The organism is Brevibacillus laterosporus LMG 15441 (genome assembly GCF_000219535.2).
Classification (GTDB): Bacteria; Bacillota; Bacilli; order Brevibacillales; family Brevibacillaceae; genus Brevibacillus_B; species Brevibacillus_B halotolerans.
On sequence record NZ_CP007806.1, the window covers coordinates 2,170,404 to 2,194,748 of the forward strand.

The 24,345-nt window shown below is 40.9% G+C and carries 21 protein-coding genes and 3 pseudogenes; 16 read left to right on the forward strand and 8 right to left on the reverse strand.

Features of this window, described 5'->3' with window-relative positions:
- Nucleotides 1–5 precede the first annotated feature (5 nt).
- The 9 genes from BRLA_RS09985 to BRLA_RS10025 all read left to right on the forward strand — a co-directional run bounded on the left by BRLA_RS09985 (nucleotide 6) and on the right by BRLA_RS10025 (nucleotide 11,543).
- The gene (locus tag BRLA_RS09985) at nucleotides 6–3,818 is read left to right on the forward strand and encodes an alpha/beta fold hydrolase (protein ID WP_003337217.1); all 3,813 of its coding nucleotides are present in this window, start codon (nucleotides 6–8) and stop codon (nucleotides 3,816–3,818) included.
- Between the two features lie 3 nt (nucleotides 3,819–3,821).
- Complete coding sequence (locus BRLA_RS09990) at nucleotides 3,822–5,201, forward strand: condensation domain-containing protein (RefSeq protein WP_041752084.1); 1,380 nt, start codon at nucleotides 3,822–3,824, stop codon at nucleotides 5,199–5,201.
- A gap of 38 nt (nucleotides 5,202–5,239) precedes the next feature.
- Nucleotides 5,240–6,892: an aromatic amino acid ammonia-lyase gene (locus BRLA_RS09995; RefSeq protein WP_003337219.1), complete on the forward strand. Its 1,653-nt coding sequence runs from the start codon at nucleotides 5,240–5,242 to the stop codon at nucleotides 6,890–6,892.
- A 154-nt stretch (nucleotides 6,893–7,046) separates the two neighbouring features.
- Nucleotides 7,047–7,412: a VOC family protein gene (locus tag BRLA_RS10000; protein ID WP_003337220.1), complete on the forward strand. Its 366-nt coding sequence runs from the start codon at nucleotides 7,047–7,049 to the stop codon at nucleotides 7,410–7,412.
- Nucleotides 7,413–7,541: 129 nt separating this feature from the next.
- Nucleotides 7,542–8,012, forward strand: a complete 471-nt coding sequence (locus tag BRLA_RS10005) for a transcriptional regulator GutM (protein ID WP_041752086.1) — start codon at nucleotides 7,542–7,544, stop codon at nucleotides 8,010–8,012.
- Nucleotides 8,013–8,174: 162 nt separating this feature from the next.
- Nucleotides 8,175–8,708: a PTS glucitol/sorbitol transporter subunit IIC gene (gene srlA, locus BRLA_RS10010; protein WP_003337222.1), complete on the forward strand. Its 534-nt coding sequence runs from the start codon at nucleotides 8,175–8,177 to the stop codon at nucleotides 8,706–8,708.
- Nucleotides 8,709–8,731: 23 nt separating this feature from the next.
- Nucleotides 8,732–9,790: a PTS glucitol/sorbitol transporter subunit IIB gene (gene srlE, locus BRLA_RS10015; RefSeq protein ID WP_003337223.1), complete on the forward strand. Its 1,059-nt coding sequence runs from the start codon at nucleotides 8,732–8,734 to the stop codon at nucleotides 9,788–9,790.
- A gap of 61 nt (nucleotides 9,791–9,851) precedes the next feature.
- Nucleotides 9,852–10,217: a PTS glucitol/sorbitol transporter subunit IIA gene (locus tag BRLA_RS10020; protein ID WP_003337224.1), complete on the forward strand. Its 366-nt coding sequence runs from the start codon at nucleotides 9,852–9,854 to the stop codon at nucleotides 10,215–10,217.
- Nucleotides 10,218–10,253: 36 nt separating this feature from the next.
- Entirely contained in the window at nucleotides 10,254–11,543 is a 1,290-nt protein-coding gene (locus tag BRLA_RS10025) for an NAD(P)H-dependent oxidoreductase (RefSeq protein ID WP_003344928.1), read from the forward strand.
- A gap of 160 nt (nucleotides 11,544–11,703) precedes the next feature.
- Here BRLA_RS10025 and BRLA_RS10030 read toward each other — a convergent pair whose 3' ends face one another.
- From BRLA_RS10030 to BRLA_RS23140, 4 genes are all read right to left on the reverse strand, one after another.
- A complete protein-coding gene (locus tag BRLA_RS10030; protein ID WP_003337226.1) occupies nucleotides 11,704–12,681 on the reverse strand; it encodes a hypothetical protein in 978 nt (325 codons plus the stop codon).
- Between the two features lie 42 nt (nucleotides 12,682–12,723).
- Complete coding sequence (locus tag BRLA_RS10035) at nucleotides 12,724–13,512, reverse strand: hypothetical protein (RefSeq protein ID WP_003337227.1); 789 nt, start codon at nucleotides 13,510–13,512, stop codon at nucleotides 12,724–12,726.
- Between the two features lie 219 nt (nucleotides 13,513–13,731).
- Nucleotides 13,732–14,904, reverse strand: coding sequence for a VanZ family protein (locus BRLA_RS10040; protein WP_003337228.1), 1,173 nt, complete (start codon nucleotides 14,902–14,904; stop codon nucleotides 13,732–13,734).
- 249 nt (nucleotides 14,905–15,153) lie between these two features.
- Nucleotides 15,154–15,525 (reverse strand): EamA family transporter, encoded by a 372-nt coding sequence (locus tag BRLA_RS23140; protein WP_336603402.1) that lies wholly within the window; start codon nucleotides 15,523–15,525, stop codon nucleotides 15,154–15,156.
- Between BRLA_RS23140 and BRLA_RS10050 the strand changes: the two genes are divergently transcribed.
- Nucleotides 15,524–15,844: a hypothetical protein gene (locus BRLA_RS10050; RefSeq protein ID WP_236867746.1), complete on the forward strand. Its 321-nt coding sequence runs from the start codon at nucleotides 15,524–15,526 to the stop codon at nucleotides 15,842–15,844. The genes BRLA_RS23140 and BRLA_RS10050 overlap by 2 nt on opposite strands.
- A gap of 157 nt (nucleotides 15,845–16,001) precedes the next feature.
- Here BRLA_RS10050 and BRLA_RS10055 read toward each other — a convergent pair whose 3' ends face one another.
- Nucleotides 16,002–16,562, reverse strand: a complete 561-nt coding sequence (locus BRLA_RS10055; RefSeq protein WP_003337232.1) for a GNAT family N-acetyltransferase — start codon at nucleotides 16,560–16,562, stop codon at nucleotides 16,002–16,004.
- Nucleotides 16,563–16,774: 212 nt separating this feature from the next.
- Here BRLA_RS10055 and BRLA_RS10060 point away from each other — a divergent pair, with 212 nt between their 5' ends.
- From BRLA_RS10060 to BRLA_RS10075, 4 genes are all read left to right on the forward strand, one after another.
- Nucleotides 16,775–17,998, forward strand: coding sequence for an RtcB family protein (locus BRLA_RS10060; protein ID WP_003337233.1), 1,224 nt, complete (start codon nucleotides 16,775–16,777; stop codon nucleotides 17,996–17,998).
- A 147-nt stretch (nucleotides 17,999–18,145) separates the two neighbouring features.
- Nucleotides 18,146–18,895 (forward strand): oxygen-insensitive NADPH nitroreductase, encoded by a 750-nt coding sequence (nfsA, locus tag BRLA_RS10065; RefSeq protein ID WP_003337234.1) that lies wholly within the window; start codon nucleotides 18,146–18,148, stop codon nucleotides 18,893–18,895.
- A gap of 58 nt (nucleotides 18,896–18,953) precedes the next feature.
- The gene (locus tag BRLA_RS10070) at nucleotides 18,954–19,484 is read left to right on the forward strand and encodes an NAD(P)H-dependent oxidoreductase (protein ID WP_003337235.1); all 531 of its coding nucleotides are present in this window, start codon (nucleotides 18,954–18,956) and stop codon (nucleotides 19,482–19,484) included.
- 418 nt (nucleotides 19,485–19,902) lie between these two features.
- Nucleotides 19,903–20,529, forward strand: coding sequence for a fumarylacetoacetate hydrolase family protein (locus tag BRLA_RS10075; protein ID WP_003337236.1), 627 nt, complete (start codon nucleotides 19,903–19,905; stop codon nucleotides 20,527–20,529).
- Nucleotides 20,530–20,887: 358 nt separating this feature from the next.
- On the opposite strand, the pseudogene BRLA_RS23635 reads toward BRLA_RS10075, so the two are convergent.
- Together BRLA_RS23635 and BRLA_RS10080 are read right to left on the reverse strand one after the other, a co-directional pair.
- A pseudogene (locus BRLA_RS23635) lies at nucleotides 20,888–21,265 on the reverse strand (MFS transporter); the annotation flags it as partial.
- Nucleotides 21,266–21,364: 99 nt separating this feature from the next.
- The gene (locus BRLA_RS10080) at nucleotides 21,365–21,892 is read right to left on the reverse strand and encodes a hypothetical protein (protein ID WP_003337238.1); all 528 of its coding nucleotides are present in this window, start codon (nucleotides 21,890–21,892) and stop codon (nucleotides 21,365–21,367) included.
- 733 nt (nucleotides 21,893–22,625) lie between these two features.
- On the opposite strand from BRLA_RS10080, the pseudogene BRLA_RS25245 reads away from it, so the two are divergent.
- Nucleotides 22,626–22,823 (forward strand): annotated as a pseudogene (locus tag BRLA_RS25245) (IS3 family transposase); the annotation flags it as partial.
- 34 nt (nucleotides 22,824–22,857) lie between these two features.
- Nucleotides 22,858–23,547, forward strand: a pseudogene (locus BRLA_RS10090) (IS3 family transposase); the annotation flags it as partial.
- Nucleotides 23,548–23,697: 150 nt separating this feature from the next.
- On the opposite strand, the gene BRLA_RS10095 reads toward BRLA_RS10090, so the two are convergent.
- Entirely contained in the window at nucleotides 23,698–24,345 is a 648-nt protein-coding gene (locus tag BRLA_RS10095) for a tetratricopeptide repeat protein (protein WP_003337242.1), read from the reverse strand.

The following is a 24,345-nucleotide window of genomic DNA, read 5'->3' on the forward strand; positions in this document are numbered from 1 at the left end:
ATGAGATGAAGCAAACACAAGTACAAGAGACTTTTTTACAGCGATTGTATCATAGTCACTATTTAGTACAAGATCACCGTGTTCATGGCATTTGTGCCGTTCCAGGCTTAGCTCTCATGGATATGGTTTATCGTGTAGCGGCTCTGTATCTCGATAAACAGCCTATAGAGTTGAGACAGGTTTTGTTCAAGCAGCCTATCGTGACATCAGAGGATTTTGACAAGAATATTTATGTTACGTTTACACCTATTGATTCTTACTGGAAAGTGACGATCACCAGCCAAAAAATAAAAGATGACGTGATTATTGATCAGCAAATGGAAGTAAACATGGAATGCTTTATGTATGTCATGAATAATAGGAATAACTCCCAAGCATTCGATGTGCAAGCCTTCATGAAGCAATCCACCAAGCAGTGGGATATGGATCAAATGTACGATTTAGTGCGAAAGACGAAAATCTTCCATGATACTTTCATGAAAACGGAAGGCACGGTGTATCAATGGGGGAATCAGGAATTAATGGAGCTTAGACTTAGTAGCCTAGCAGAATCCTACCTCGATCAATTTTATGCCCATGCCGCTTTTTTAGATGGATCATGTTTAGCTGGAGCGTCTTTTATGGTAACGGGGATGCAATACAATATTTTTCAGAAGAATACGCCTTATATACCATTTATGCTTGAACGGTTTTGTATCTATAAGCCTTTGCCAAATAAGGTTTATACGTACACCGAGCAGACAAAAACGCAAGAAAAGATATCATCTGCCCCAGATATTGTATCTCGTGATATTACTATTTTTAATGAAGGAGGTGATATATTAGCCGAATATAATACATTCACTGTAAAACGAGTTAGGGAGCCACAGCTTATAAAAAAATTAACAGAAACACGCTCCCTGCATATTAATGACATCGCAAAGACTCATTCCATTGCGCATGCAGTTGAACAGAGTGAGATGATACAGACAACAAAGACCATCCACCAAGGAAGAGAGAGTCCTCATCTAGCCTCTATTCAAAGATATTTACAGCAGGAAATAGCAGACGTGCTGAAAATACATGCAGAGAGTGTGCAAACGAACACAGGCTTTTATGAGTTGGGACTAGATTCTACGCAATTACTAGGGCTTGTAAAGGTCCTGGAGAACAAAGTAAAGACAGCTCTGTACCCGACTCTGCTATTCGAATATTCGACAGTAGAACGTCTATCGCAATATTTGCTAGATCATTTTGAACCAGTTTTTGTGACAGAACATGGTACCGCTAAACCGCCAGAATCACGTGCGGATTTGATCCACTCATACCTACAACAAGAAATCGCCTCCGTACTACAAACAAATCCTAAAGACATCCCGTTGCATACAGGCTTTTATGAATTAGGATTAGACTCAACACATTTACTAAGTCTTGTCAAAGTCTTGGAGAAAAAGGTAGATGCACCCCTCTATCCAACTCTATTATTTGAATATTCAACAGTCGCCAAGCTGTCTGATTATTTGCAGGAAAATTGGGGGGGAGCTTTTATAGCGGAAGCTAAAGTGGATACAAAAGAAATAGCTGTGTCGCCTCTGTCGAGCAAATTACAAGCTGAGCAAGCTACCGTGCTTTATTTTAATCGACACTGGAAAAAGCTAGGGCTCAAGGAAACTCGCTCTTCCGCTATCAGTCGCAAGCAAGTTGTTCTTTTATTTCATGATGATAGGGGCCTACAAGCTGAATTGAAGCGACATATGCAGCTTGAGAATGTGTTTGCCTTGAAATCCGATGGGGTGGACCTGATTGATCAATTTCAAGCTAAGTGCAAGGAATGTCTTCTGCACATTCAGGAACTGTTACAGCAAAAACCGGTAACGGACATTCTCATTCAGATTGTCGCTGGTTCAGGTGAAGTAGATCAATACGCTGAAGCTTTAGAAGGAATGCTCAGGACAGCCTACCTAGAACAACCAAAAATACACAGTCAAATCATTCATTTTGAGAATTTGAATAAGACACCTGCACATGAAATCGCAGTCTTGCTGGAAAAAGAGGCACGTTGCCACGATGAAGGGGTAGCTAGCATTCAGTATCGTGGTAAGGACGTAAGCCGGTATGTTTATCAGCTAAGAGAAATGACTCCTAAATCTCCCCCCCGATCTCATTATGTCATGGAGCATGGTGTATATGTTATTACAGGCGGCTTAGGTGGCTTAGGGTATTTAATCGCCAGTCATCTGGCACAGCAGGTGGGTATCAAGCTTGCTTTATTGGGACGTTCCCGGTTGGATCAAAAGAAACAGCAACAGATCTATCGCTTAATGGAACTGGGAGCGGACGTACGTTATCTAGAAGTAGACTTATGCATACAGGCAGACACGGCTCAAGCTTTTCAGTCTATTAGAGAAGAGCTTGGACCGATCACAGGTATTTTTCATTGTGCTGGCGTGATTCAAGACCGATTACTCCTTCATAAGGATTCCAATAATTTGCAAGCTGTGCTCTCACCAAAATGGAAGGGAACGTGGAATGTAGATCGGGCCACCGAGGATGATGAATTGGAATATTTCGTTCTCTTTTCATCAGTTTCAGCCATTATGGGAAATGTAGGTCAAGCTGATTATGCTTGTGCCAACGCATCTATGGATTTGTTTGCCCTAAAGCGACAGGAACTGGTCAATAGCGGCAAGAGATGCGGCCAAACCTTTACGATTAACTGGCCACTATGGGCAGATGGTGGAATGCAGCTTCAGGAAGACCTGTTACAAATGATGAGTGCTTCAACAGGGTTATCTGTATTGCCAAGTACCGAAGGATTAGTAGCACTGGACCATATCTTATCACAACACAGCACGCAAACGATCGTGTTATATGGTGAGGAGCGTGCTATTAGGAGCCAAATTCAAAAGCTAAATGCATTGCGTGCAGAACAAGAGGAAGAAACAGCTAGTGTCATAACGAGAATATGCTGTGATCATGTTACTTTTCCAGAAGATTTGAAAACCTACTGGAAAAACATGAAAGCTGGACAGCCGATCAGTAGACATCCATCAACTATCACAGAGGTTCAGTCATTGAGAGAACAAGAAAATGATATCCTGCATTTACTAATTCGCACGCAAACCTCCCGACAGATTGAAGTGGTTATCTGTGGAAAAGGGAAAAAAACGGTTCTGTTATTCTGCGGTTTCGGTTTAACTGCTTCTCAATGGTACTACCAAATAAAGGAACTGCGAGAGGACTGTCAATTCATTATTATCCACCCACCAGGAGTCGGTTTAAGTGAAGATAACGGCGATCTTACGTTTCAGGGTATTTCAAGTACGGTTTGTGAGGTATTAGATATCTTACAAATACCTTCTCCTCTTTATGTGGTGGGAACTTCCTGGGGAGGAATGCTTGCCCAGACCTTTGCAGCGAAATTCCCTGAAAAGGTTGTTTCCTTAGCATTGGCAACAAGTTTCTGCGACATGAATCAATTATGGGATGAACAATCCTTAAAGGATGCCTTTGCACTTGATTTCTATGTGAATTATCGACAAGGTGCGTATGAACTGATTCAAGCCAGTAAATTTGTAAATCCAGTTGCCTTCCAATATAACGAGATCGAAAGACAAGGTAAATTAAATACCTACAAAATCCTGAAAGATATTACTGTGCCAACATTGATCGTATCAGCGAAACGAGACATCATGGGCTTTTATTCTCAAACAAATCAATTAGTAACAAAAATTCCGCAAGCTACACTAGTCGAGATCAACGGTGGTCATGGATGTAATATCACTCATTACGAGGAGTTTAATCGCATTCTACTTCAGTATTTACAAGAACATGAATAGGGGATGGTTACATTGGTGAAAAAAACGGTGATTAAAACGTATCCGTTATCAAAAGTGCAGAGTGTATTTTATCAACATTATGCCCTGCTTCCTGATTCCTATGGAAACAATGAAAAAATCCTTTACCGTATACATTCCAAGATCAATATAGATGTCATGAAGGAAGCCTTCTTACAGGTGATCAAGCGACATGAAATGTACCGTACCAATTTTCTCATGGAGGATGAGCCGGTGCATAAAGTATATGAGGAAGCGATTCTGGATTTTGAAGTGGTGGATGCTAGCGATTGGTCACAAGAGCTCGTAACACAGTTTTTAAGTGAGGAAACCTACCGCCCCTTTCAATTGGAAGAAAATCCTCCCTTTCGAATTAGATTGTTCCGCTTTTCAGAGGATGATTTTATCTTGCTTTTAGTGTGGCATCATGTTGCTGTAGATGGATGGTCTGCTTCTCTTACAATCGATGATTTTGGATTATTATACAAGAGTTTATTGGAAGGAAAGGAATGTGAGCTTACTCCGATCAGAAAACAGTTTTCAGACTTTGTTGTAGCCCAAAACGAAATGTTGGAAAGTCCAGAAGGTGAAAGACAGCGTTTATTTTGGAAAGAAAAGCTGTCAGGGGAGCTTCCTGTCCTGAAGCTTCCAGCAGATCGAGATTTTCCACAAGTTCGTACGTATAAAGGAGGGACGGTATCGTTTCGTCTTGAGAAAACAGTAAGCGATCAAGTTTTTGCTTATTGTCAACAGAAAGAGACGACCCTTGATCGAGTTCTGCTCTCCTTATATTTCACGTTTTTACATGGTTATTCACAGCAAGAAGAAATCGTAATTGGAACACCTAGGTATGGACGTGCATCGACAAGCTATTATAATACGTGTGGTGTTTTTGTCAATCTAATTCCATTGCGATTGAAAATGCCGAAAAATGCCACGTATGCTGAGCTGGTGCATTTTGTTGATGAACAAATTAAACAATGTCTGGATTATCAGGATTTTCCTATGACGCTTATGATGGAAGAGCAGGATATCAAAACAGGTTTAACTCCCTTGTTTCAAACCTGCTTCTCCATTCAAAAATGGCCTAGACAAAACACAACGTTTCATTTTGGGGATTCCACACACGAGATCAATTTACATGGATTACAAATGAGCCACTACTATACAGAAAAGAAAATCTCAAAGTTTGATCTTGCTCTGTATGTAGAAGAAGATCGTAAGAAAGGCATTTTACCTATCTTTGAATATAATGCTGATATTTTTGATAAAAAAACGATAGAGAAGCTAAGTCGTATTTTCATAACATTCATCACTTCGGTTATGGAAGATGATCAGGTGAAAATTTCCACCTTGTGCTCATACCTTCAAGCGGTTGAGAAATAGAGAAGAAACCAGATACACATAGAGAGGATAGGTTGAAAATGAGTCAAGTAGCCCTTTTCGAACAAGAGTTGATGCTACATGGAAAGCATACACTTCTATTAAATGGAAATGATCTGACCATAACAGATGTAGCCCAGATGGCGAAAGGTACCTTCGAAGCATTTACTTTTCACATATCAGAAGAAGCGAACAAGAGAATCGAAGAGTGTAACGAGCTAAAACATGAAATTATGAATCAGCATAATCCCATTTATGGGGTTACGACTGGCTTCGGGGACAGTGTACACAGACAAATTTCTGGTGAGAAAGCATGGGATTTGCAACGAAATTTAATTAGATTTCTATCGTGTGGGGTTGGTCCAGTAGCAGATGAGGCTGTGGCAAGAGCAACTATGCTCATACGCACGAATTGTTTGGTGAAGGGCAATTCAGCGGTACGATTGGAGGTCATTCATCAACTTATAGCGTATATGGAACGGGGAATTACGCCAATTATTCCTGAACGCGGATCGGTTGGAGCGAGTGGTGATTTAGTACCGTTAAGCTATCTTGCCTCTATATTAGTTGGGGAAGGAAAAGTTCTGTATAAAGGGGAGGAGCGTGAGGTAGCAGAAGCACTTGGAGCCGAGGGACTCGAGCCTTTGACTTTGGAAGCCAAGGAAGGACTTGCTTTAGTAAATGGGACCTCTTTTATGTCTGCCTTTGCTTGTCTCGCTTACGCGGATGCAGAAGAAATCGCATTTATAGCCGATATTTGTACGGCGATGGCTTCAGAAGCATTGCTTGGAAACCGAGGACACTTTTATTCATTCATTCATGAACAAAAACCGCACCTTGGACAAATGGCAAGTGCGAAAAATATTTATACCCTGCTAGAAGGCTCTCAATTATCTAAAGAATATTCACAAATTGTAGGGAATAATGAAAAATTGGATTCAAAGGCCTATTTGGAATTAACACAAAGCATCCAGGATCGCTATTCGATCCGTTGCGCTCCCCATGTTACTGGCGTGCTGTATGACACATTAGATTGGGTGAAAAAATGGCTAGAGGTGGAAATTAATTCAACGAACGATAATCCTATCTTTGATGTGGAAACACGTGACGTTTACAATGGGGGAAATTTTTATGGTGGTCATGTTGTACAAGCTATGGATTCACTTAAAGTAGCAGTTGCAAATATTGCAGATTTACTAGATCGACAATTGCAACTGGTGGTCGACGAAAAATTCAATAAGGATTTGACCCCCAATTTAATTCCGCGTTTTAACAATGACAATTACGAGATCGGCTTGCATCATGGATTTAAGGGTATGCAAATTGCAAGCTCAGCCTTAACGGCGGAGGCTTTAAAGATGAGTGGTCCAGTAAGTGTATTTTCACGTTCTACAGAAGCCCATAATCAGGATAAGGTGAGTATGGGCACAATTTCTTCACGAGATGCACGTACCATTGTTGAATTGACCCAACATGTAGCGGCAATTCATCTCATCGCCCTTTGTCAGGCATTAGATTTGCGTGATAGTAAAAAAATGTCTCCCCAAACAACAAAGATTTACAATATGATCCGCAAGCAAGTACCCTTTGTAGAACGTGATAGGGCATTGGATGGAGACATTGAGAAAGTTGTCCAGCTTATCCGCTCTGGAAATCTAAAGAAAGAAATTCACGATCAAAATGTGAATGACTAGCTGACGAAAGTTATTTCAGATAGAAGAATATGTAAGACTTCCCAGCGAGTTTGGGAAGTCTTTTATTAGTAGCAGGACTTGCAAAGGGAATCGAATTTCACATATGATACAAGGACATTATACTTTTTAACAAATAGAAATTAGGTGAATAATTATGATGAAGCACATTTCAACGGTAGGGGTATACGTAGAAGACCAACAAAAAGCACTAGCTTTCTGGACAGAGAAAGTAGGATTTACTGTATATGCTAACTTTCCTATGGGGCCTAAAGCAACATGGTTGGAAGTAGGTCCCGAAAATGCCCAGACACGCCTCGTTCTTTATCCAAAAGCAATGATGAAAAACTGGGCAGAGTTAAAGCCATCCATCGTATTTGAATGTGACGATATTTATAAATTGTATGAAGACCTGCAAGCAAAAGGAGTAGACGTTGATAAACCGAATGAAATGGAATTTGGCATCTTTTGCTTTTTTAGAGACGAGGATGGCAATCAATTCGGTTTAAAACAGCCAAAATAAGTAATGCCTGAATGAAAGCGAACCCAAGGAAAAAGAGGGTTCGTTTTTTCTTTATTAAAAATCCTTTGACAAGTAAACGCTTTCAAATTACAATTGTAAGCAACTAGAACAAATGTAATGAGGTGAGCGATGATGGGCTTGTGGGGAGCACTTCTATTCTTTTTCATTGGGATGTGGCTTTGCCAAATTTACTTTACGCTTCGTCAGGTGAAACATTATCGTCAAAGCATAGATGAAATGAAACAGCAACGTGCTGGTTTTCTAGGAGTTGGAGTGCAGAAAAACAGATTGTCGATCGGCTCTGTCGTCATACTTACTACGCATCCAGATGGATCTATTACTAGATGCAAGAGAATGACGGGGGTTACTGTTTTTGCTACCTTCAAGGAAGTACCTGAGCTAATCGGGAAGAAGCTCGAAGATTGTTACCCTGCTACTCCAGTTACACCAGAAGAAAAAGCGCTACAAATAGCGATTCAACAGATTGACCTACAACGAAAACAACTACAGAGAGCAAAAACCGCATTCCCTTCCACAACAGCTATGGAAGGCGACGCTAAGTCAATACCTACATTGATTACACCTATAACACCTAGATAGATTTTTACCCAGCTTCAACTTTACAACTACAGTAGTGATTCATACTTGGGTCGTGGGCCGAGTACATGCAAAAAGGATGCATGACTCGGCCTGTTTTTTTATCTTCAAGGGTAAAAAGCTCGGTTATTCCGAGTAATTCATTAACTGTGAGGGGGTATGGCTATGGATTTCCTTATCCATCTGGCTGAAGGATTTATTGGAATGTTTAATGAAGGGGGGAAAACATTTATTGGTTTCGTAACAGGGATCATTCCTACGCTAGTTTGTCTGATTACAGCAGTAAACGCATTACTCAAATTTTGCGGTGAGGAGCGAATTGCTCGCTTTGCACAAAAGTGTACAGGAAATATTGTGTTACGCTACACGGTATTTCCCATTATGGCGATGTTTTTCCTAACGAATCCAATGGCATATACCTTTGGACGCTTCTTAAAGGAAGAGCAGAAACCAGCTTTTTATGATTCCGCCGTCTCGATGTGTCATCCGATCACGGGTATGTTTCCGCATGCGAACCCTGCTGAGTTATTTGTTTATATGGGAATTGCCACAGGCATTCAGCAATTAGGCTACACATTGGGACCAATCGCCATTCGCTTTTTCATCGTTGGTGCAATCGTGATCCTAATTCGAGGCGTATTGACGGAGTATATCACTAAGATGATGCTAAAACGCAAAGCTCAACAAGCAAGTGTATAGAAGGTGAAAAGGAGGGAGCGGAAATGCAAAACTACCGTGCTGTTCATATTGTCAAGGGCTCTGGCGGCTGGGGTGGTCCACTGACCATTTTACCAACCCATGAAAAGAAATATATCGCTTGCGTAACGGGAGGGGGTATCCATCCTGTAGCGAACAAAATTGCTCAGTTGACTGGTGGTATTGCTGTTGATGCGTTTAACAATAAGGTGGAACCAGATGAAATGGCTTGCGTGGTCATTGATTGTGGTGGAACGGCTCGTTGCGGTGTATATCCTCGCTTAAACGTCATGACTGTCGACATCACGGCCACCTCACCATCTGGACCGCTCATTCAATTTATTAAAGAAGAGATTTTTGTATCTGGTGTACGTGAACAGGATATCATGGAAGCCGAAACCGCAGGGCAAGAAACAAAAGGAGCTTTGGTAGCAGAGAAAGGAAATGCAGAAACGGATACAGCTCAGGCTTCATTGTCTCTAACAGGTAAAAGCGCGAAGGAATTAAAGGAGGAAGCCAAAGCAAGAGTAGCTGAGATGAAAGCCGCCAAACAACCTACTATCATCGAAAAAATTGGGCGTGTGATGGGAGGCATCGTCAATGTTTTTTATCAGGCTGGCCGTGAAACAATTGAACAGGTTATTAAAAATATATTACCGTTTATGGCATTTGTAAGTACACTGATCGGCATTATCACCTATTCCGGTATTGGAGATGTGATTGCACGATTTGTTTCTCCTCTTGCTGGTAATCTAGTAGGACTCTTGTTATTGTCAATCATTGCGGCTTTGCCGTTTTTATCCCCAGTTTTAGGGCCAGGTGCGGTGATTGCTCAAGTGGTTGGTGTTCTCATTGGTGTAGAGATCGGTCGAGGAAATATTCCACCACAGCTTGCTTTACCAGCGTTATTTGCTATCAATCCGCAGGTAGGATGTGATTTCGTCCCAGTAGGACTTACTTTGGGAGAAGCGGAGCCGGAAACAATCGAGGTTGGCGTGCCAGCGGTTTTAATTTCCCGCTTAATTACAGGTCCTCTTGCTGTTGTGATTGCTTATTTATTCAGCTTTGGACTTTATTCAGAATAAGTAATCCATTTGTGTGTGGGATAAAAAATACGCAGGGAGTATTCGTGAAGGAGAGAAACCAATGACAACATTGCTAGAAGTAAAAGCCACCAAAATTGGCGAATTGGTCGAAAGCTTTCTAACAGAGCGTACGCTGATTATTTTTGATGATAATGTTCCAGACGAATTGCACGATATCGCTGTTCTACACACCAAAGCGGATTTGTTTGCACCTGTACAAGCAGGCGATTTTCTGGTTGTTGGAGATAGAAAGTATAGGATTGCAGCAGTCGGAGGAACAGCTAATGAAACACTTCAAAGCATGGGTCACTGTACACTTAGGTTTGATGGAGAGCCTACCCCAGAGTTACCAGGTACCATCCATGTGGAAGAGAATGAGTTGCCGGTTCCTGCTATTGATACGGTCATTGCTTTTGTACGTTACTAAAAATCCGTTCCTACAAAACTAAGGGGGAGAAGTATGATGCTAAACATCAATCGAAAACTAGCTGAATTGGCAAAAGACGGAGGCTCTATCAAGGTAGGTTTGGTCGGGGCAGGGCAAATGGGGCGCGGGCTGATTTCTCAAATTGAGTCGATGAAAGGCATGCGAGTGGTTGCTACAGCCGATATTGCGCCAGAAAATGCAGTGAATGCGTACAAAAAGGCTGGGGTAGGAGATACCGACATTTATGAAACGCAAGATAATGATAAAGCAGATCAAGCCATCAATCGAGGAAGCGTAGTTGTCACGAAGGATGCCTCTCTGATAGCTAGTCTCAAGGAAGTAGATGTGATCGTTGATGCGACAGGGGTTCCTACTATCGGCGCTAAAATGGCATGGGATGGTATTATGAATCAAAAACATGTAGTGATGTTAAATGCGGAAGCAGATGTGACTGTTGGCCCGCTCCTTTCAAAAATGGCTAGAGCCGCAGGGTTGGTCTATACAGGGACAGCAGGGGACGAGCCTGGATGTATTATGGAATTGCATGATTTTGCAGATGCATTAGGATTTGAGATTGTGGCGCTTGGAAAGGGAAAAAACAATCAAGTAAATTACTTTGCAAATCCGGACACGGCGCGTGAGGAAGCGCTCCAAAAAGGTGCTAGTCCGAAGATGATTGCTTCTTTCCAGGATGGAACCAAGACGATGGTCGAGATGACATGTGTAGCCAATGCTACTGGCTTTATTCCTGATATACCGGGTATGCATGGAGTAAAATCAGGAGTGAGAGAATTGCCGGACATTTTCCGATTACAAGAGCATGGCGGTATTTTACATCAGCACAAGATCGTAGAGTATGTGGATGGAATTGCTCCAGGTGTGTTTGCAATCATTACTTCTGATAAAGAAGAAGTACACCACGAAATGCGATATCTCAAAATGGGGAATGGCCCACATTATGTATTATATCGCCCGTATCACCTGTGTAGTTTAGAAACACCGCTTTCGGTAGCCAAAGCTTATTTAGATCAAGAGCCAACCATTATACCGTATTACGGCTCTGTAGCTGAAACCGTGGCGGTAGCTAAAAAAGATTTGCTGCCCGGTGACGCATTAGATTGTATCGGTGGATTCACGGCATTTGGCAGGATCGTGACAGCTACGGATAAACAGCGGATGAATGCATTGCCGATTGGTTTAATTGGTCCGCACATCCGTTTGAAAAGAATCGTAAAACAAGGTGACTATATTACGTATGACGACGTAGAGTTTATGGAGGAAAACATAATCTTACATCTGCGAAGAATGATGGATGCACAGATGTAAGGAAAGTCTCTAAAATGCCCGTGGCCAAGAGGAGCTGCGGGCATTTTTATTGAAAAGGTACTAGCTTTTGCCAGTTATAAGTCGTTTGGTCCAATTCTCTCGACTATACTGTACAAGAAAGGCAGTCGGCAATATGGTTCCTGTTGCGTGTCCCTTTGTGTTACTTTTCCATTAGAGTGAAATTGTTTATAAATGCTTTAGTAGGCTCTTCCATTAGTAAAGTAACCTCCTTGCTTTGGAGATCGTATCGATAAACGCCACGTTTTTTTTGATAGGTACCAAGCAGCAGCAAGCCCTGATCCCCGGGTTCAAAAAACGCATCAGAAATCTGTTCAAATGGTGTAAAAGGAGTTTTGGAAGAAGTGGCAAGCTCAAGGAACTGATAGCTTCTAGGCGTAAAGGTGGTAGTAGCACTGCTATAAAAGGCTTGTTTTTGATCAGAAGATAGTGCAAAGAAAGGTAACTCCTCTTTTGTCTCAAACCATTTCTTGATTTTATTTCCCCTATCATCAAACTCGAATACTGTGTAGAGAGGGGGCTCTGCTCCGGCCTGTAGCTGTAGCTGATTTGCTTTTTCAAGATTGGTGAAACTTTCCCCAAATGAGTATAGCCCAGCATATAACCGATTGGTTCCAGGAATGGGTTTTGCAAACTTAACGGTGGTATCCTCCTTATTGGGGTCCCACCAGAATCGGAATTGCTTATGATCCAAATCATAGGAAGCGAGTGGCATGATATGATTGTCTGTTGCTTTTTTGGAGGAAGCAGCCAAAATTACTTGTTTATCAATAACAAACAATTCATTGATAGCGAATAAATCAGTTGTAAGCGTCTGAGATTGCTTTGATGTCAAATCATACACCTGTAACTGATCGGCTAACCCAGATTGATCGCGTCCGGTATAGTAAATCACCTGTCGTTTGACATCCACAGCAGTTAAAGGGTACTGCGATGTATACGGTACTTGTCCTCGCATCAATAATTTTTTCGTAGATAGGTCATATTCATAGATAGTGGATAAAAGCTGGTCACCTTCGCCTGCTGTTACAGTAATGGAGAGATAAGGTGATTTGGTAGGGCTACAAGAAACAAGTAAGGTAGAAAGTATCAAAAAGAAAAAGAGGAGTTGTTTTTTCATTGATTAGAATCTCCTGAATAATGTGGTGAATTGCGATATTACTTATTTTACATAATAATAGCGGCCAGGGAAACTAGTATAGTCTGAGACTTTTTCACCAAAATCCGCAAGAGTAGGCTGCCAAACATCGAGGACTGCATCTGGTAAGGCACCTATATCATTTTTATATACATAGACAATGCGATCATTATTAAAATTGCGAACACGAATCGAGGTATTGCTTTTTGGATTATCGTATACGCCTTTAGTAGCGGCGTCATATTTTTTAAGTCGATTATCATGATCTCCGATTGCATCAGTGAAGTTGGTGACACGTCCTGTACCTTCAACATCGGTAGCAGTCGCAATAATCTTGTTTTTGTGCGCACCCCACGGGCCATAAGTACCTGGGGTTGCTGGTCCCTTTGCCCAAGCTGCTAACACATTTACTCCGTCTAGGGTTACCTTATACAGATCTCCCTCCGCATTGTAGTAGGCAAGCATTCCCTCTTGAGGTTCAATCTCGTTATATGCGATTTCTGGGTGTACAGGCAATTGGGCTAGCTCCTCATCAGTTACAATTTCTGAGTGCTGCATTTTTTCTAGTATTTCAACTGAATATTCTTCATTAGCTGAAAGTGCTTTTACCTGTGATGGTTTAGCTTCTTCCTTCACCGTAAATGTTCCATTTGAGAATGCAAGAACAGTTTTACCAGGCATCTTTTCGGGCAGATCCTCTACTGTAAGCTTGTCCTTAGATGCTATTGATGTAGCGGTACCATCCCATGCAAAAACGCTAGACGTACTTAATAAGCTAACAAGACCGATGGCTGCAAGTGACATTTTTTTCATAGAATAACAATCCTCCTAAAAATTATGATATAAAACAAATTTCTTCTATATTATTTTAAAATTCAGAAAAATTCAATAAAATTTACCGATAGTTGTTGCCGATATTTTCTTTTCAGGATAGCTATTCTTTTTTGTAGGGGGTACTCTAGTCATTTGCGATGCATATAAAAAAGCTTGGAGAATGAAACTCCAAGCTTTTTCGCTGAGATTAGCTCGTCTTTAATCTGTTGTTTTAGGTTCTTTTATTTTACGTGCAATTCTTGTTTGGCTAATGGTTTCATAGTAAAATTGCCGTTTTCTTCGTAGGATGATCAGTACGAAGTGAAGTACTAACACGGACTGATATAAGAAAACTACTCCAAAAATCATAATATAGAGCAGCGGATAGTATGATAGGGTGGTTGGCAATCCATTCAGGATAAAATAACCTATGGAGGTAATTCCGATATTCCCGATATAGAAGGAGATGTTCCGCTTGGCGATCTCTTTTATTGTTAGCTCCTGATGTGCGGTGGATACAACCCTAAGACGCAATAGCCATAGTCCAACGGTTTGCCCTTTGCATAAATAGGTCATTCCTATAAAGTAAAGAATGAAGCAGGCAATGGTAATGATCGGATACTGAAATGTCGTAACCCCCCAGTTCGTAGAAGGCGTATTTCTAACAAACAAATCCGTAAACACAGATGTTAGCTTTTCTACGATTAGAGAATCAATCATGAAGGCCAACAAACGATGTATGTAGCCAACAGGCTTTTCGTCTAAGTTAATCCCTTGATCTAATTGATCCTTAGGAGGGAACATGATCAGTAGAAATGGCGCTATGAAAAATCCAGCTACTGCACCGGACGTATTTAGCATCAAATCATCAATATCAAATAGACGATATGGACAAGTATAAAAGCCATAGAGGGCAGTTAGCTGTGTTATTTCAAAAAAGAGTGACGTTGCAAAGCCTACACCTAATGCAAACTTCCAACCTTTCTTAAAGAAATACCGTACATAGACACCTAATGGCAACAATAATAGGAAGTTAAAGGCTGCTTGCAAAAAGGCACGTTCTCGTAAGGCCGACAGATAGGTAGCTGGTTTGGACCAGACAAGATTTGTCTCCTTGAGAAAGTCTTGTACAAAGGAAAATGGCTGTAAATTGTAATAAACGGTTCCCGGTGATTGCATGGAACAAGTATCAATGATGTCCGGCAAAGGTAGAATCACTAGAAAATAGGCACATAGTGCGTAAAACAAAAAGGAAGACAGGAAAAGGACACGATACCTATTGATGTAACCATAGCGTCTATAGCTAAAGATCATATAAGGAACAGTCAAGACGAAGGCTACAAGGAGAAAGATGAATAATGCAGTTTGAATTGGTACGAGATAGGCTCCCATTTTGACACTCCTTAGATGATGGAATAGAGGAAGTTTGCAGATTGGCACTCCCAGCTCTCATTTTAACAAAAAAAACAATATTTGAATCGTATACTTTTGCAACTTCAGAGAAAAAAGTGTTAGACAGCCTTTCGTACATCCTCTTCGAAATGAACAATAAACGAAATGCTTTCTTACTTAAATAAGCCTTGAGGTCTTAGAAAGACTCAAGGCTAGTACCCATGGATTCCGTAATAACATCATTCATTTTTAAGATTTTGGGATGCTTTGTGTTTGGTGTCTCTTTTGGCCTAAAAAGGAAGTACCAATCACTCCGACTATAATCATGGCTGCTCCTACGTAATGGTAATACCCTAATTCCTCTTGTAGAAAAATGACCCCAGCTAGCATTGAGATAAGTGTTGAAAGGTTGTTAAATACGCTCATCTTAGTAGCCTCTATTTTAGATAGAACATAATTGGATAAAAAGGCAGTGCCTACAGAAGACAGAATGCTCAGATATATTATAGCCAACACAAAGCGCATATCGCTCCAAGGTGCAAAAAAAGCCGAAATGGTACCATTACCGAGGTGCTGGGTCAGGGAAAGGATATTAAAGCAAACGAAACCTAATGACATCATGATAAAGGTTAACTCTAGGGGTTTCCAGATTTTTGTTAAGGAACGTGCAAGTACGCTTCGCGAATGGCAACAAAGTCATAATGTGGTGGAAGCTCCGTTAAATGGTGGTGTGCACTCGTATATAAAGACAAAAGAGCGAATATCGGAAACCAAGGTAAAAACAAATCTGCTCAAACGCGGAATTATTATAGACACTGTAGACCGTTACTACATGAAGGACTCTGAAAAAGAGCTATTATGGCGAATCAATGTTTCCAATGTAGAGGAAGCTCGGATTGCGAAGGCACTAGGGGAGGTTGCGGAGGTCCTGCGCTTATAAAGCTAAAGGAATAGAACAACTATTTTGAGGATACAGATAGCTACAGGTTACTCTTTCGCCACAGCTATCAAATTCTCAGGAAGGATTAAAGTCACCAACAGCCGCATCAGAAAAGAGAGGGAGACCTTCTATCTTTTGGGATAAAGGTCTCTTATTTTTACCTTTTATGAGTAAACTCCTTTCGCAAAATGGCAAAAATAACAGCGTCAACAAAACAGCCCTTTTCGAAAAAATATTCCTTCAGGAAGCCTTCCTCTCGAAGCCCTATTTTGGTTAAAAGTTTTCTGGACCCCTCATTCTCCGGATTAATAAAGGCCTCAATCCGATTCAAATTCCATTGAGAAAATCCAAATTTAATAATGGCTTGAACCGCTTCAGTCATGATCCCCTGCTGCCAAAATGTAGGAGATAGCTCGTAACCAATCTCTGCTTTGGAATGCTCCGTACGAACATTATGATATCCGCAGGTTCCAATCACTACATCGTCCGCTTTTTGTGTAATGCCCCAGCGAATCCCTTGCTTTGCCATATAACGTTCGTTAAATAAAGAAATGAGGTTTTCTGCTTGTTCTAGTTCTGAGAACGTTTCTAAGTCATAATATTTCATTACTTCATCCTTGGAGAAATAATGAAATAGGGCAGGTGCATCAGAGGGCTGCAACTGACGAAGAATGAGTCTCTCTGTTTCAAGCTTTGGAAAGATATGTTCTGGATTCATTTTACCTGTTCCTCTCTTGATCTTCGTTTATTGGTTTATTGTGGAATTATCAGATAGTTGGAATTATTTTAGCATAAGGAGAAAAATATACAATCGAATTGGATAAAAGATGCAAAGATTGAGGCAAGTTTGCTACAATCATGTTATAAGACCACTGGCAAAGGGTAAAATCGGAGTATTTTGAAAAGAATAAGCAACTAGGAGAGTGTAACATGTACCAAACGATTCAAAATGTGCGTGTCTGGGGAACACCCCTAGATAATGCTGTCTCGCAAGCTGTAACTTGCGCTCAGCATGGAAATGTTGTGCAGGTGTTATTGATGGCAGATCATCATAAAGGGTACTCCCAACCGGTTGGGGGAGTTGTCGTCTACGAAGGACAAATCTCCCCATCTGGGGTAGGTTATGATATAGCATGCGGAAACAAGGCTGTTCGTACTAATTTACTGTATCGGGATATTCAGCAAAAAATGCCTGCTATCATGAACAAAATTGCCAAGCGAATCTCTTTTGGAATGGGCCGCGTTAATAAAGAAAAAGTAGATCACGAGCTGTTTGATGATGATAACTGGAACGTGTATAAGCAAATTGGCAAAAAAGAATACCAATCCCTTTATTCATTGGCGCACAACCAATTAGGGACGGTAGGTAGCGGTAATCATTTTGTCGATATTTTTGTGGAAGAAGCTACGGACGTCGTATGGATTGCGAATCATTTTGGCAGTCGTGGCTTTGGTCATAAGACTGCAAGTGGGTTTCTTAATTTGGCTCACGGTCGTAGTTTTTCCGACAAGACACCAGGAGAGTCCATGGATCAAGCACCGACTCTGCTAGATTTAGATACGGAAATTGGTGATATGTATCTGCGAGCAATGAGCTTAGCCGGTAAGTATGCTTATGCAGGACGGGATTATGTGATTGATCAGGTATTAAAAATTTTAGGAGCCTCCAGTACGTTTGAGGTGCACAATCATCATAATTTTGCATGGAAGGAAATACATGATCAGAAGGAGTATGTTGTTGTACGTAAAGGGGCAACTCCTTCAGCTCCGGGTCAGCTTGGATTTATTGGTGGTAGTATGGGAGATATTTCTGTCATTGTTCAAGGAAAGGATTCGAAGGAAAATAAAGAAGCTTTTTACAGTACGGTGCATGGTGCGGGTAGAATGATGAGCCGAACAGAGGCCGCCGGTCGGCTTAATTGGAAAACTCGCAAGCGTAGCGGAGGAAAGATTACCGAGGAGCAGATGAAAAAAGCGGTGCAGGATTTTGGGGTAGAGCTTCGAGGTGCAGGACCCGATGAAAGTCCCTTCGTTTATAAAAAGCTTCAGGACGTCCTACAAGCTCACGCCGAAACTCTGGACGTTTTACATGTGTTAAAGCCTGTAGGAGTATGCATGGCAGGGGCGGATGAGTTTGATCCGTATAAGGATTAACACAAGGAAAAGAAAAGACTGACTTTTCTTGTTACACTTTCTTTTCCTTCAGCGTTTGCTTATCCTTTCATTTGGATATTTAATAGAGGAAGGGACAGATTTTTTCGTTCCTTGTTAGGCAAGAGCAGGAAATGGGAGGAGATATCTATGAATAACATCATTGAAACCATGTTGAACCACCGTTCTATTCGACAGTATGAGGATCGTCCGTTATCAGAAGAACAAATTATGACCATTGTCAGATGTGCCCAAGCGGCCTCTACCTCCAGTTACATACAAGCTTATTCCATCATCGGAATTACAGATAAAGAGACAAAACGCAAGTTGGCTGAGCTATGCGGTAATCAACCGTATGTGGAAACCAATGGGCATCTATTCGTGTTTTGCGCCGATTTACACCGTCATCAGGTGATTGCCGAGATGGAAGGGCAAGACCTGTCTCCAGCCATTGAAAGCACAGAAAAATTCATGGTAGCGGTGATTGATGCGACCCTTGCAGCACAGAATGCGGCTCTTGCAGCAGAATCTATGGGGCTTGGCATTTGCTATATTGGTGGTTTGCGCAATCAATTGCAGGCTGTCACAGAGCTTTTAGACATCCCTACTCACGTTATGCCACTCTTTGCGATGACAGTAGGCTATCCATTACAGGAGTCAAGTCAGAAGCCGCGTCTGCCAATTGGGCATGTGTACCATCAGGAGAAATATAATCAGGATAAACAGAGCTATCAACAGCAATTACAGGAGTATAACGCCACGATTTCTAGCTACTATCAGGAACGTACACAAGGGGAACGCTCAGATACATGGACAGGACAGATGGCCAATATGCTGTCCAAACCTGCTCGTATGTATATGAAGGAATTTGTTGAGAAGCAAGGATTGAACAAAAAGTAGGATAATAGGACAGCACTTATTCAGGAAGCGTAATCTCAGTTAATTCGGAGGTAATCTCATGAAGGTGTTAGTTATTGTTGCTCATCCAAATATGGAGGAATCGGTTGTTAATCGCGCTTGGATAGAGGAAGCAAATAAGCATGAAGCGATTACCGTACATGAGCTGTATAAGGAATATCCTGATGAACAAATAAATGTAGAAGCAGAACAAAAGCTATGTGAGCAGCATGACCGAATTGTTTTACAGTTCCCTCTCTATTGGTATAGCTCGCCGTCGTTACTGAAAAAGTGGCAGGATACAGTTCTCACACATGGCTGGGCGTACGGGACGAATGGCAACAACTTACACAACAAAGATTTAATCCTTGCGATATCCACTGGTAGCTCGGAGGACAAATATCGTGCTGGTGGCCTTAATCAGTATTCCATGAGCGAATTATTGAAGCCTTTCCAAGCAACAAGTAATTTTATCGGTACGACATTTTTGCCTGCGTATATTTTCCATGGGGTATTTCAAGCAGATAAGCATACGGTTCAAAAGAGTGCAGAAGAGTATGTGCAATATATTGTAGCAGAGCGTCAGGTGTAAAGCTTGTGAGATCCAAGACATCCTATTATGAAGGGGTCTTGGATTTTTTCATGCCTCGTACTTGAACGGTTATGATCTATGGAAATGGAAGAAGGGAAGCTGGCTATCGAGGATCAAACTGGAAATAATTGATGGAAAAATCATTTCATGTGCAAGGGGTTCGACTACATTTTTGGGCAGGACGTAGCATTTGCTCGATCATGATAGGGCAAAAGTGGAGTAGGACGAATGTGAGTTATCCTTTCCGATTTCAACATCATATGCAGTTAGTGACTCCGAGAATTTTCATAAGCATGCACCAAATCCCTGTGTTCAGTGTTAAAATAAGAGAGCAATGACATCTATAACGCAAGGAAGTCGATCAATGATTCGTTGTTACTAGACTCATTCCTTAGCTAGCAGAAAAGAGGTAGAAGACATGGAACAAGTGCAAAACATCTTTTGTGTAGGTCGTAACTATCGTTTACATGTAGCAGAACTAGGTAATCAGGTGCCGACATCTCCTTTTCTTTTTATGAAGCCAACCCATGCTCAGGTAATTGCGGATGGACAAGATATCCGCTTGCCAAATGATCAGGGGGCCATTCACTACGAAGTGGAGCTGGTCGTACATATAAATCAAGCTTATCAAAAAGGAATGAAAGCTGACGAGTTAATCGATCGTGTTTCACTAGGCATTGATTTTACCATGCGAGATTTACAGGACCAATTAAAAGAGAAGAAGCTTCCTTGGCTATTGGCGAAAGGCTTCCGTAACTCCGCGATCCTGACTGCAAGCACACCAATTAGCAGTATTGCTGAGCTAGAAAAGGTGGATTTTAGCCTGTTGAAAAATGGTCAGGAAGTACAACGGGGCAATATCACAGACATGATCTTTGACATTCAGTCCTTGGTTGATTTTACAGGTGAGCATTTTGGGTTAGGAAAAGGAGATGTCCTGTTTACAGGCACACCGTCAGGCGTGGGTGCGATTGCAGATGGCGACCATCTGGAGCTAGTTTTTGGAGATAAGGTGTTAGGTAGTTGTGTGATTAAACTGGGCTGATGGATCAAAGAGTCGAGTCAATCATGAATGAGAAGGGCATGTAACAGAATGCCGTAATTTTGACTCGTGTAGGCAACTGTGTTTTTGTATATATTTTGATTGCTAAGGATGAGATCCCGTTTCGCTTTTTAACAGTGAAACGGGATTTTTTTGTAGAAGAAAGGTTAAAGACATAGGGACAATATTCCGAAATTGTGTGACGTATCACATTTATCTTACTGGAAATCCAGCTATGCTGCTTGTTGTGGCTATAGTGTTTTAAACGTGGACTTTTTACCTTCTTCTCCACAGCGGATGGAAATAGAAACCATATTCATGCAGTCAGGCGAATCCTGACGGCTAAAGTTTGATCAAAGAACTATTTCTCTGTTGCAAAATAAAGCAATGCTATGACCGGAAAAGCTATTCTAATCCATAATGCTGTACTCCATCTACCTAAGGCGTATGCCCATGCTCCGATAGAGAGGAGCCGATAGCATCACCCAAACAGAAAATAGCCATGAATAGCCTGTTTAATCGACTACAAATTTCTGACCTCAACGAAAAATCGAACGTTGACTGAGCACAAGGTTTGCGGATACTCCTATGTCCAACAAAATAGCTGTGAATACTAGAACAGCTATTCAAACGGGCGAGTTACTTTGAATTATCAGTGGTAGTAATAAAGAAGCGAAGATAACAGCGAAACGATGACAACAACGAGAGCTATCTCTGTAGCAAGTCGAGTCCAGCCGCGTAATGTCGAAACACATAAGTCAATCCTTTCCGCATCCTAGCCTCCATAAGTTAACAAGAAACCTTTAAACAAATGGGGGCAATTAAATCTGGTATAACGTTACATGTTACAATTTGTATTCAATTTAATTGAAGAACTCAATTGAAGGATTTCCTCTTCAGAAAGATTTCCAAGGTCAAAGGCTATCAAAAAATGATTGGAATCAAAATAAAACGTAAAATGTTCCGAGGATAACGTAGAAGCTGCTGCATTTGTATCATCAAAAACTATGGTTACCTTTCCATTAAAAAAGAATGATTGGAAATCAATAGGATTATCAATATATTTGATATTTTCCCAAGCAGACATATCAAAGACTGGGATGCCAGATTGATCAATAGCTTTTTGACTATTTAAGAAAGTGGGCGACTCATAAGATATAGAAGGTAGTAATAGTGATGTAATGGAGAGTAATTCACCTGAGTCTAAATTAATCCCAATCTCTATAAAGGATTCTTTTAAATCGCCAGTTCTCCAGTATTGAGTAGGAAATACAAATGGAGTTTTCCAGTAAACATTGAACGGAGTATAATCATCTAGTTCTAGAGTTTCATGTACTATTTCTTGGATTCCTATTTTTCGTAACATGTATATCCCTCTTTTATCTATATAATGCATGCTTTATCAATGGTAGCAATCCGTTTTAGCAAACACTAACTCCCATCCATCTACAATTATTAGTTCACCATATTTTATACCATTTTTTTAAGCCTTCTCAACAGCTGCTTTAAAACTACTCAATAATGGGGTATTCGTCAACATTGCGAAATAACTGAATGAGAAGAAGTACATGGAGAACGATATCAGAAGAAGCCCATAGTGACTCAGTTGGAATCTGTAATGGAGCTTCTACCGTCTGGGGGAGACATGTCTTAATACCATTTAAGAAAATGGGCTACTATACACGATGGAGCAGTTACCGGTTCTTCCCAATGGTCTTACATTTGGTAACAAGAGCTTTGTCAGAAACATTTGATATACGAGGAGGATCTTATGCTCTTAGCCATGGACCCACAAGCCATTGATAATACAAATCAATTTGCTTCTCATGTGTCCGAGCATCAAGACATCTGTTTACCGGCATTGTAGCCTCTAATGGATTTTTAATTCGCGCCAAAAGTGTAGCGTGCAGTATTTATTGAAGTTGTCCCAATTTATTAGAGAGAATACTATCTCTGTTGACTCCACTGGTATTAAAAGAATAGAAAGCCCATCTCAAGCTTTAAGGGACTGACCCCATAACGTGAGACAAATCAAAACACCTTCAAGAGAATGCAACCATGTCGTAAGATATGGGAAGTAACCTGGAGGTGTTTTTTCTTTGGCAACGAGAGTGAGTTACCCTATGGAAATTAAGATGAAGGCTGTTGAGATGAGATTGGCTGGTATCCCCGTGAAAGAAGTGATGGATCAGCTTTGTATTAAAAACAAAACACAACTTAAAACATGGATGCGATGGTACAGAAATGGCGAGACACATCGTTTTGAGCAGCCTGTAGGTAAACAGTACACGTATGGGAAAGGAGGTGTCACCAGAAGTAGTAGTTCAATGGATGAACGAGATAAAGGGAGAAGTATCTACGCAATTAGCATGCCAGTGGCTCGAAATTCCTCGCTCTACGTACTATCGATGGAGAAAACGATTAGACGTACAGGTTCTGAATCCTTTGGTTTCCCATATCCGAAGATTGTGTCAGGAACATCGCTTTCGTTATGGATACCGTAAAATCACTGCACTTTTGCGACGAGTGATGCAAATTAATCATAAGCGAGTGCAACGAATTATGAGAGAAGAAGGATTGCAATGTCGAGTCAAAGTAAAAAAGCGAAAGAGAATCGGACAACCGATACAGGTTGCGGATCATCTTTTAAAACGGGATTTTCAGGCGAATCATCCGCTACAGAAGCTGGTCACAGACATTACTTACCTGCCTTACGACGGAAAAATGTTGTACTTATCCAGTATCATGGACTTATACAATGGCGAGATCATCGCCTACAATATTGGAGACAAGCAAGATACTACCTTGGTTTTAGATACGTTGCAGCAACTTCCACCACTGGAGCAATGCATGTTGCATAGTGATCAAGGGTCAGTCTATACATCGTCGGCTTACCAATTAGCTGTAAAGGAAAGAGGCATTACCATGAGTATGTCCCGGAAGGGAACACCTGCTGATAACGCCCCGATTGAATCGTTTCACGCCTGCCTCAAGTCGGAAACGTTCATCCTCGAAGGATTAACCTGTCGACTGGCTGCTTAAACTTGTAAGGTGTTTTGATCCCTGTCCTAGAAACGGGGGTCAGTCCCCCCTTTAACTAGAGATGAGCTTTTATACGATTTTTTGAGATAAAAATTATCTCTAAGATGTACTTAGTAATGCCCTGGGTTTTTATAGATATTTTTTATAACCAGCAACCACTACTTCTGTAAGGTATATCCCTTTGATGTTCTCATTAATAAATTCATCATAATCAGTTAAATCCATAATTGGTTCCTCTATAGTGTATATTTTAACAACGTTTTGAAGAGCTATCTTAAATTGATGCTTACTTTCTGTTTTATACCCTAGGTCTAATAGAAGCTTTCCTAATTCTACACGATTAAAAACGAAGTTAGGTGCTAAATCAATTGATTTCTGTAAATAGATTTTATAATTGTTTAGGTCATCAATTTTACAAGAATACCATCCTTTTATTAATTCAATGATAGATTGGGTTTCTTTTTCCTTTGGATGTAACGTAGAAAGATGGTCGATAACCCTGATGTCAATACCTCCCAGTCTTGTTTCATGAATATGGGAAAGAATAAACCAAGCTTTATGATTAGTAGGGTCGATGGTTACCGCTTTTTCTAAATAATCTAAGCTTTTATATACATCAGCAACAGGGGGACTTAAAACTAAGACAGCACCACGAATCAATATGTCAATGTCAGTGGGATGAAGATGAAGATAGCTATCTATAAAAGATTCAATTTGTTCTATATCATGAGATGGTGATAAATCTAATATGTTCTTGAACAGTTCTTGCTTTTCCAT

Bases quoted from the DNA above. Each gene is read 5' to 3' on its own strand.
- BRLA_RS09985 (WP_003337217.1), top strand. From the start codon at position 6: ATGAAGCAAACACAAGTACAAGAGACTTTTTTACAGCGATTGTATCAT.
- BRLA_RS09990 (WP_041752084.1), top strand. From the start codon at position 3,822: ATGGTTACATTGGTGAAAAAAACGGTGATTAAAACGTATCCGTTATCA.
- BRLA_RS09995 (WP_003337219.1), top strand. From the start codon at position 5,240: ATGAGTCAAGTAGCCCTTTTCGAACAAGAGTTGATGCTACATGGAAAG.
- BRLA_RS10000 (WP_003337220.1), top strand. From the start codon at position 7,047: ATGATGAAGCACATTTCAACGGTAGGGGTATACGTAGAAGACCAACAA.
- BRLA_RS10005 (WP_041752086.1), top strand. From the start codon at position 7,542: ATGATGGGCTTGTGGGGAGCACTTCTATTCTTTTTCATTGGGATGTGG.
- srlA (WP_003337222.1), top strand. From the start codon at position 8,175: ATGGATTTCCTTATCCATCTGGCTGAAGGATTTATTGGAATGTTTAAT.
- srlE (WP_003337223.1), top strand. From the start codon at position 8,732: ATGCAAAACTACCGTGCTGTTCATATTGTCAAGGGCTCTGGCGGCTGG.
- BRLA_RS10020 (WP_003337224.1), top strand. From the start codon at position 9,852: ATGACAACATTGCTAGAAGTAAAAGCCACCAAAATTGGCGAATTGGTC.
- BRLA_RS10025 (WP_003344928.1), top strand. From the start codon at position 10,254: ATGCTAAACATCAATCGAAAACTAGCTGAATTGGCAAAAGACGGAGGC.
- BRLA_RS10030 (WP_003337226.1), bottom strand. From the start codon at position 12,681: ATGAAAAAACAACTCCTCTTTTTCTTTTTGATACTTTCTACCTTACTT.
- BRLA_RS10035 (WP_003337227.1), bottom strand. From the start codon at position 13,512: ATGAAAAAAATGTCACTTGCAGCCATCGGTCTTGTTAGCTTATTAAGT.
- BRLA_RS10040 (WP_003337228.1), bottom strand. From the start codon at position 14,904: ATGGGAGCCTATCTCGTACCAATTCAAACTGCATTATTCATCTTTCTC.
- BRLA_RS10050 (WP_236867746.1), top strand. From the start codon at position 15,524: ATGATAAAGGTTAACTCTAGGGGTTTCCAGATTTTTGTTAAGGAACGT.
- BRLA_RS23140 (WP_336603402.1), bottom strand. From the start codon at position 15,525: ATGATGTCATTAGGTTTCGTTTGCTTTAATATCCTTTCCCTGACCCAG.
- BRLA_RS10055 (WP_003337232.1), bottom strand. From the start codon at position 16,562: ATGAATCCAGAACATATCTTTCCAAAGCTTGAAACAGAGAGACTCATT.
- BRLA_RS10060 (WP_003337233.1), top strand. From the start codon at position 16,775: ATGTACCAAACGATTCAAAATGTGCGTGTCTGGGGAACACCCCTAGAT.
- nfsA (WP_003337234.1), top strand. From the start codon at position 18,146: ATGAATAACATCATTGAAACCATGTTGAACCACCGTTCTATTCGACAG.
- BRLA_RS10070 (WP_003337235.1), top strand. From the start codon at position 18,954: ATGAAGGTGTTAGTTATTGTTGCTCATCCAAATATGGAGGAATCGGTT.
- BRLA_RS10075 (WP_003337236.1), top strand. From the start codon at position 19,903: ATGGAACAAGTGCAAAACATCTTTTGTGTAGGTCGTAACTATCGTTTA.
- BRLA_RS10080 (WP_003337238.1), bottom strand. From the start codon at position 21,892: ATGTTACGAAAAATAGGAATCCAAGAAATAGTACATGAAACTCTAGAA.
- BRLA_RS10095 (WP_003337242.1), bottom strand. From the start codon at position 24,345: ATGGAAAAGCAAGAACTGTTCAAGAACATATTAGATTTATCACCATCT.